Source organism: Bacillus sp. JJ1127 (assembly GCF_036965845.1).
In the GTDB taxonomy this organism is placed as follows: Bacteria; Bacillota; Bacilli; order Bacillales; family Bacillaceae_G; genus Bacillus_A.
Genome location: NZ_JBALQK010000038.1, coordinates 10,292 through 16,064, shown reverse-complemented (window position 1 = coordinate 16,064; position 5,773 = coordinate 10,292). Strand labels below are relative to the sequence as shown.

At 32.6% G+C, this 5,773-nt stretch carries 5 protein-coding genes; 1 reads left to right on the top strand and 4 read right to left on the bottom strand.

What is annotated here, in order from left to right:
* The coding region (locus tag V7183_RS04890) for a hypothetical protein (RefSeq protein ID WP_335358876.1) at positions 1-223 on the top strand (223 nt) is incomplete at its 5' end.
* Between the two features lie 46 nt (positions 224-269).
* On the opposite strand, the gene V7183_RS04885 is transcribed toward V7183_RS04890, so the two are convergent.
* From V7183_RS04885 to V7183_RS04870, 4 genes are all read right to left on the bottom strand, one after another.
* The gene (locus V7183_RS04885; RefSeq protein WP_335358875.1) at positions 270-1,061 is read right to left on the bottom strand and encodes an endonuclease/exonuclease/phosphatase family protein; all 792 of its coding nucleotides are present in this window, start codon (positions 1,059-1,061) and stop codon (positions 270-272) included.
* A 3-nt stretch (positions 1,062-1,064) separates the two neighbouring features.
* Positions 1,065-2,702 (bottom strand): PTS transporter subunit IIBC, encoded by a 1,638-nt coding sequence (locus tag V7183_RS04880; RefSeq protein WP_097898689.1) that lies wholly within the window; start codon positions 2,700-2,702, stop codon positions 1,065-1,067.
* A gap of 195 nt (positions 2,703-2,897) precedes the next feature.
* On the bottom strand, positions 2,898-4,562 hold the full coding sequence (locus V7183_RS04875) for a glycoside hydrolase family 13 protein (protein WP_335358874.1): 1,665 nt from the start codon (positions 4,560-4,562) through the stop codon (positions 2,898-2,900).
* A gap of 331 nt (positions 4,563-4,893) precedes the next feature.
* Positions 4,894-5,577 carry an ABC transporter permease gene (locus V7183_RS04870; RefSeq protein WP_335358873.1) on the bottom strand — a complete coding sequence of 228 codons (684 nt, stop codon included), beginning with the start codon at positions 5,575-5,577 and terminating at the stop codon, positions 4,894-4,896.
* Between the last annotated feature and the right edge of the window lie 196 nt (positions 5,578-5,773).

Here is a 5,773-nt window from a genome sequence, read left to right as displayed (position 1 = left end):
AAATGATACATGCATTTTGCCATTATATCATTTTCTACATCGTGGATTAAACGAAAATGTACTATTTTTCCAATTAAATCTTTTACTTACTTCATTATATAACGAAGTAAAAAAAGTATGCATACAAAATGACCAAATCGGTTTTACATTCAATGATAACAAATATACAGGAAATGTCATAATAAATACAAGTATTTTCTCTTGGAAATACTTGTATTTATAGAAAAAATCCTCACAGCTCTTAAATCGCTATGAGGATTTCTTCTATATTATATATCCAATTGAACTTCTACTCCAAAATGATCTGAAACAACATTTCGATTTATACCATTGAAAATGACTTTTGAAGAAGTAACTGTTTTTGGCTTGTTACTTAAAATAAGGTCAATTCGTAAGTTTTGCTTATTTTCATCCCAACCAGCAATTTCTCCTTGCACGGTTGTTCCTTCATCTTTCTTCATGGCTAATTTGTATGTGTCATAGAGACCTTTTTGCATGAGATAATCATACCCTTCTCCTTGCAAACGAGCATTGTTATTAAAATCTCCCATTAAGAAAGAAAGTTCATTTCCATCCACATGCTTCATTAAACAATCTACTTGTCCTTGAAATGTTTCTTCTTCATCATTCCACCAACCGAGGTGACAAGAATAAAATGTTATATTCTTATCTTTATAAGAGATTGTTGCACTAACAATTTTACGTGTTTTCCAATAAGATGTATCCTTACTTTCTGATACAAAGAAAGAATTCTGTTTGACAATTGGATGCTTCGTTATAATTGCTAATCCTTCCTCATATATATCATAGCCAATATGTGCGAAATCCCAAACGATATCGTAACCTCTTACATTTAGCGCTTCAAGTTCTGCAAGTAATACAAGACCAAAGTTATCTTCTTTCTTGTTCTCACATATACTTTGAGCTTGTATAGACTGACTGACCTCTTGCAATGCAATGACATCATAATCCTCTTCTTGAATGACCTTAGCAAGATATTTTATTTTTTCTAATTGATTCTCTTCTTGCCAAGAGTGGCAATTTAAAGTTAGTAATTTCATTACTTATGCACCTAACATATCTTGAATGTCTGATTTTAATACATCTGCTTTCGGACCATATACCGCTTGAACACCTTTATCTTTTACAATCAAACCTAAAGCTCCATTTTGCTTCCACTGTGCTTCTGGTGCAACAATATCTAAATCTTTTACCGTTACACGCAGACGTGTCATACAAGCATCGACATCAGCAATATTATCTTTTCCGCCTAACAGATCAATAACTTTTGTTGCTAAAGAACCTTCTTTTACATTCGCTGTTCCTTCTGAAGATTCATCTTCATTATCAATATAGTTACCAGCACGACCTGGTGTTGGTAAATTGAATTTTTTAATTAAGAAATTAAATACTGTAAAGTTTAAACCAAAGAATATCACTGATACAACGACAAAGTTAATTAAGTCTCTTGTTAATCCTGCATTAATCATCATTGGTGTACGTGTAAGTAACTCAATAAAACCAAAAGCATGAACACGTAAGTGAATCAAATCCGCTAACGCAAATCCAAGTCCTGTTATAACTGCATATACAACATATAATACTGGTGCAATGAACATGAACATAAATTCAATTGGTTCCGTTACACCTGTTAAAAATACTGCTAATGCTGCAGATAAGAACATTGGTTTATATTTTGCACGTTTATCTTTATCAACATTACGGAACATCGCAAATGCAATACCAATTAATGATGCAGTTGAACCGATAACTTGTCCAGCTTTGAAACGAGCTGGCACAACATTATTTAATAAATCGTGATATGCTTTTGTATCCCCTTTTGCTAACAGGTTATTTAAATCAGTAATCCATGCAAGCCATAATGGATCTTGTCCTGCAACAACCTGACCAACTTTTGCTCCAGTTAACATCGTATATGTTCCGCCAAGCTCCGTGTAGTTCATCGGAATCGTTAACATATGATGTAATCCAAATGGTAATAATAAACGCTCTAATGTCCCATATACGAACGGCGCAACAACTGGCGCACTATCTTTTGATGCTGCAATCCAACGACCGAATTCATTTAATCCGCTTTGGATAAATGGCCATAAAAGTGATAAAGCAATCGCAGTAACTGTAGACCATACAATTACAACAAATGGTACAAATCGTTTTCCGTTAAAGAACGCTAATGCCTGTGGTAATTTATTATAATTATAGTATTTGTTATATAAAGTAGCTCCTAAGAACCCTGTAATAATCCCTACGAAAACTCCCATGTTCAGTGCTGGTGCACCAAGTACTGAAGTGAAATAATCTTTAACAACTAAATCACCCGCTAATAATGAAGAAACTTTTGCTTTTGAATCCGCTAACATTGCAGCGTTTACACCAAATATAGCTCCTGTAATTCGGTTTGTTAAAATGAATGCCAATAGTGCTGCAAATGCACCGCCTGCACGATCCTTCGCCCAAGATCCCCCGATTGCTACTGCAAATAAAATATGTAGATTTGTAATAATTGCCCAACCGATGTCTTCCATTACTCTAGCAATGGTATGTACTGCATTTATATCCCCAGCAGACATACCGATTAGTTTACCAATTGAAATCATTAAACCAGCTGCTGGCATAACTGCTACAACAACTAGCAATGCTTTCCCGAACTTTTGCCAAAAATCAAAAGACGTAATTTTCATCTCTTTCTTCCTCCCTCTTATTTATAGCATCCCTAATGGATATAGATTATAATTGCTACTCCTCTTATGAAAACGATTCCTTTCTTTTTATAGCGCAAACGTTTTCATAAATCTATTTTAATAAAAGCGTTTTCACATTGCAATAAAAATTTAGATTTTTTCATAAAAAAAAGATGCTACGAGAGCATCCCTTTTTTATGAAATACGATAAACCCTTGTTTCATAAGGTTTCAACGTGATTGTATTATTTGTTTCATGTTCTAATACTTCATAGTTATTTAAAAGCAAACGTTTGCATTCTAGTGCGAATACACTCTCATTGTACACAGCTTTCTCGTTCGAGATATTGCTAATAACAATCACTTTTTCATCGTGTAACGTACGTGTATACGCATAAATTTGTGGATCATCTTCTAAAAGTAAATCATACGTACCATAAGTAAATACATCATTCTCTTTTTTCAGCGCGATCATTTTCTTATAGAAATTTAAAATAGAATCTGCTTCTTCTTGCTGCTTTTGAACATTAATTTCTTTATAATTTGGATTCATTCCAAACCACGGCGTACCTGTTGTAAAACCAGCATTTTCTTCATTACTCCATTGCATCGGTGTACGTGAATTATCACGGCAAGATGCCCAGATAATTTCCATCATCTCTTGATGTGATACCCCTTCTGCAATTTTTTGACGATATAAGTTCTTAATTGCTACGTCATCATAATCTTCAATATTTGGAAACTGAACATTTGTCATACCGATTTCTTGCCCTTGATAAATAAACGGTGTTCCTTGCATAAAGAAATACATTGCTCCTAAAGCCGTTGCACTTTCACGCCAATACTGTTGATCATCTCCCCACGTAGAAACAATACGTGGTTTATCATGATTCTCAATATACAGCGCATTCCATCCCTTATTCTCTAATCCTTTTTGCCACTTTGTTAACACCTTTTTCAGTTCTACAACATCAAGTTCTTTTTTCTTTTCTGCATCCCATAAACTTAAATGTTCAAACTGAAACACCATATTGAATTTACCATTCTCTTCTCCAACCCAAAGATCAGCATCTTCAATTTTGACACCATTGGCTTCCCCAACAGTCATAATATCGTATTTAGAAAATGTGTTATCTTTTAACTCTTCTAATAATGGCTGAATACCATTCACATTCATATGTTTATCGAAAGAAGGTACATAGGTTAAGCCCTCTGGATTTGGCATGTCTTTTAATCCATCTTCCTTTTTGATATGACTAATTGCATCAACACGGAAGCCATCAATTCCTTTATCTAGCCACCAATTCACTGTATCATATAAAGCTTCACGAACCTCTGTATTCTCCCAGTTTAAATCCGGTTGTTTACGTGAGAATAAATGTAGGAAATATTGATCTGTCATTTCATCATATTCCCAAGCAGAACCGTTAAAAATACTTTCCCAGTTATTTGGCTCTTTTCCATTTTTACCATCACGCCAAATATACCAATCACGTTTTGGATTATCTTTAGACGAACGCGATTCAATAAACCAAGGATGTTCATCACTCGTATGATTAATAACTAAATCAATAATTAGCTTCATACCACGCTTATGCACTTCATCTAATAGTTCATCAAAATCAGCCATTGTACCAAATTCATCCATAATATCTTGATAATTGCTAATATCATAACCATTATCATCATTAGGTGATTTATACATTGGACAAATCCAAATTACATCTATACCTAAATCCTTTAAATAATCAAGCTTTGCAATAATACCTTGTAAATCTCCAATACCATCACCATTGGAATCCATAAAGCTGCGTGGATAAATTTGATAAGCGACAGCTTCTTTCCACCATGTTTTATTCATAATAATTCTCTCCTTTTGCACTCTTTATAAAATTTATGCAAACGTTTTCGTAACACTATCATAACAAAATATGGAGAGTTTGTAACGGGAATTTTTATCTTATTATTAAATATCTACTTTTCTTTAAAAAACATTCCCCTATTTAATTACCTTACATATGTTTATGATGCTCAAACCCGTTAGAATTTTTTTCACTATTTCTTATTATTACTAAAATGACAATTAAAAAATCATCCAATTTATGCCCGAATTCTCCGTAACATTTTGGATGACTAAAGTTTACTTTTTTATTTCAAATGATTTCTCTTAATAATAACCTCGCTATTACAAGCTAATTATATGTCTTATCATTTTCATTTAATGACTGTAATTTAATATTTGGTGCTTTATTTTTCACTATGTTTTCACCTGAAGCAATCGGAATTTGAAATTCAAATTGCTTTGTTTCATGTCGCTGTAAATAGATAGGCTTCGGTACTTGATAGCTCTGCAAATTCTGATTTGTACCTTGATATAAAACAAGCTGTACTGCTTGTGACTGATTGTGATAATTTTTTAAAGTGACGACGCAATTTTGTTCAAAATTATCTCCCTTTTTCTTCATCGTACATTGACTATCCTCTTTTTTGTATTCAATTGCTTCTAGTCCTTTTTTGCCTGCGTAGTACCATGTTTTATCAAGAATTTGAAGCGTTTTATTTAAAGTAAATGGCATTGTTATAATGAGAACACTTATACACGCTACTTTTATTTTATTTAACTTTTTCAACCAGTTAGAATCCTTCTTTTCTAACCATTTCATAAGAAATAGAAAAGAGATTACTTGTAATACAAAAGAATAAATCCATATATTCGAAACTTTATAGCCCATATAAATATATGTATCTACTGGAATCCCATACGCGTGAAATAATTTTTCCCCAATCAATTCATGATCATTTGGCATTTTTATTAATAGTAATACCCCGATACTGTAAAAAATAGCTACTAATCGATCATATTCAATCCGAATCATTCTTTCTCCCTTCCCCTTTGTTTTTATTATCGATTTTAGCTAACATTATCGGAATATACAATCTCTTTATAGTAAATAACATAAAAAAGTTCCTTATAAATATATAAAGAACCTTATTAATATACAATATGAATAAGAGAATTGATATGTATATACATCCATTTTCATTTTTCGACATTTAAATCCCTGCTATGCA